Origin of the sequence: Neisseria sp. HMSC073G10, from assembly GCF_001812605.1 — a bacterium.
GTDB lineage: Bacteria > Pseudomonadota > Gammaproteobacteria > Burkholderiales > Neisseriaceae > Neisseria > Neisseria subflava_A.
The window spans coordinates 1-266 of sequence record NZ_KV809490.1 but is presented as its reverse complement, the minus strand read 5'-3'; the positions used below and the strand labels follow the sequence as shown (position 1 = coordinate 266).

General features: G+C 29.3%; 1 pseudogene. It reads right to left on the bottom strand.

Annotated elements, in window-relative coordinates:
* Window positions 1-204, bottom strand: a pseudogene (locus tag HMPREF2865_RS01530) (hypothetical protein); the annotation flags it as partial.
* Window positions 205-266 lie beyond the last annotated feature (62 nt).

Here is a 266-nt window from a genome sequence, read left to right as displayed (position 1 = left end):
GCTTCTGGTGATAATCTGTCCGGAATCAATATTACTCCACCATTCCTCTGATGCAAATAAGCCTTTGTCTTTTTTGATGCCAAAGATACTTTCGTCATTTAATGATAATAATCTTGTCTTTTCAATAAATTCTTTTTCTCTTTTCATGACTTTTTTAAAATCATAGATTAAATACATATCATCATCCAAAATCAAATAACTCATTTTACGTCTCCAATTTTTTCAAAATAAATAATCTGTTTCTCAAAAGTTTCTTTACCGCCAGC